2 protein-coding genes are annotated in these 2,113 nt (G+C 51.9%); both read left to right on the top strand.

Features of this window, described 5'->3' with window-relative positions:
- Window positions 1-85 precede the first annotated feature (85 nt).
- On the top strand, window positions 86-379 hold the full coding sequence (groES, locus tag QM529_07760) for a co-chaperone GroES (GenBank protein ID MDI9314550.1): 294 nt from the start codon (window positions 86-88) through the stop codon (window positions 377-379).
- Between the two features lie 74 nt (window positions 380-453).
- The gene (groL, locus tag QM529_07755) at window positions 454-2,106 is read left to right on the top strand and encodes a chaperonin GroEL (GenBank protein ID MDI9314549.1); all 1,653 of its coding nucleotides are present in this window, start codon (window positions 454-456) and stop codon (window positions 2,104-2,106) included.
- Window positions 2,107-2,113: the final 7 nt, after the last annotated feature.

Raw genomic sequence — 2,113 nt, 5'->3', positions numbered from 1 at the left:
TACTATAGTTTTTTCAAAAACTATAAAAAATATTTATTAACCAAATAAATTATTAAACAACCAAAATTATTGAAGGAGCAAACGCATGGCAACAAAATTTCGCCCATTACACGACAGGGTGTTGGTGGAACGGTTAGAATCCGAAACCAAAACATCCGGTGGTATTATTATCCCCGATACCGCGCAGGAAAAACCCATGGAGGGGAAAATTGTCGCGGTCGGTGACGGCCATGTCAATGACGAGGGGAAACTTCGCCCGCTGAATGTTAAGGCTGGCGACAAAATCTTGTTCGGCAAATGGTCGGGCACCGAGGTCAAAATTGATGGCAAGGAATTGCTTATCATGAAAGAAAGCGACATCATGGGCATTATTGGTTAATCGCCTTTGGCCCAATCAAACAATATTAACAATCAACCACAATCATAAACTTAATTTCTTAAGGAGAAAAAATCATGGCAGCAAAAGATGTAAAATTTGGCGTTGACGCCCGCACCCGAATGATGCGCGGGGTCGATATTTTGGCCAACGCGGTGAAGGTCACCCTGGGGCCGAAGGGCCGCAACGTCGTTATCGACAAATCATATGGCGCACCGCGTATTACCAAGGACGGTGTTACGGTGGCGAAGGAAATCGAACTAGCCGATAAATTTGAAAACATGGGCGCGCAAATGTTGCGCGAGGTTGCTTCGAAAACCAACGACATCGCCGGCGATGGCACCACCACCGCCACGGTGTTGGGCCAGTCGATAGTTACCGAAGGGGTCAAGGCGGTTGCCGCCGGCATGAACCCGATGGATTTGAAACGCGGTATCGACATGGCGGTTGCCGCCGTGGTTGCGGATATTAAAAAACGTTCGCAAAAAATCAGCACCTCGGCCGAGGTCGCCCAGGTTGGCACTATTTCCGCCAATGGCGAGGTCGAAATTGGCCGAATCATTGCCGAGGCGATGGAAAAGGTTGGCAACGAAGGTGTTATCACCGTCGAGGAAGCCAAGGGCCTGACCACCGAATTGGAAGTGGTCGAGGGCATGCAATTCGACCGCGGTTATTTGTCACCATATTTCGTGACCAACGCGGAAAAAATGATTTGCGATTTGGAAAAACCATATATCTTGCTTTACGAAGATAAATTGGGTTCGTTGCAACCATTGTTGCCGGTGCTCGAGGCCGTGGTGCAATCGTCGCGCCCATTATTGATTATCGCCGAGGATGTTGAGGGTGAAGCCCTGGCCACCTTGGTGGTTAACAAATTGCGCGGCGGGTTAAAGGTTTCGGCGGTCAAGGCCCCGGGCTTTGGCGATCGCCGCAAGGCCATGTTGGAAGACATCGCCATTTTAACCGGTGGCCAAGTTATCAGCAAAGACCTGGGCATTAAATTGGAATCGGTGACGGTTGACATGCTGGGCACCGCCAAAAATGTTCATATCGATAAAGACAACACCACCATCGTTGATGGCGCGGGTAAGAAGTCGGATATCGAGGGGCGTTGCAACCAAATTCGCAAACAGGTCGAGGACACGACGTCTGATTACGACCGCGAAAAATTGCAAGAACGACTGGCCAAATTGGCTGGCGGGGTTGCGGTTATCAAGGTTGGTGGCGCCACCGAAATCGAGGTCAAGGAACGCAAAGACCGGGTTGACGATGCAATGCACGCCACCCGCGCGGCGGTCGAAACCGGCATTGTTGCCGGCGGCGGCACGGCGTTGTTGAAATCCTTAACCGCGATTGAAAAATTGAAGGGCGAAAATGAAGACCAAACCCATGGTATCAAAATTGTTCGCCGCGCGTTGGAAGCCCCAGCCCGCCAAATTGCCGAAAACGCCGGTCACGACGGCGCGGTGATTGCCGGCAAAATTATGGAGCATAAGGACGTGAACACCGGTTTTGACGCGCAAGAAGGCACGTACAAGGACCTGGTCAAGGCGGGGATTATTGACCCGGCGAAGGTGGTGTTAACCGCGTTGCAAGACGCGGCATCGGTCGCCGGTTTGTTAATCACGACCGAGGCCATGATTGGCGACCGCCCCGAACCCAAAGCCCCCGCCATGCCCGAAGGCATGGGTGGTATGGGCGGCATGGGTGGCATGGGCGGGATGATGTAGCAATTTG

Origin of the sequence: Hydrotalea sp. (assembly GCA_030054115.1) — a bacterium.
Lineage (GTDB): Bacteria > Pseudomonadota > Alphaproteobacteria > JASGCL01 > JASGCL01 > JASGCL01.
The sequence above is the reverse complement of the archived record's forward strand: the minus strand, read 5'-3'. Positions and strand labels throughout refer to the sequence as shown.

Coding starts and splice junctions, on each gene's coding strand:
- groES (MDI9314550.1), top strand. CDS start 86: ATGGCAACAAAATTTCGCCCATTACACGACAGGGTGTTGGTGGAACGG.
- groL (MDI9314549.1), top strand. CDS start 454: ATGGCAGCAAAAGATGTAAAATTTGGCGTTGACGCCCGCACCCGAATG.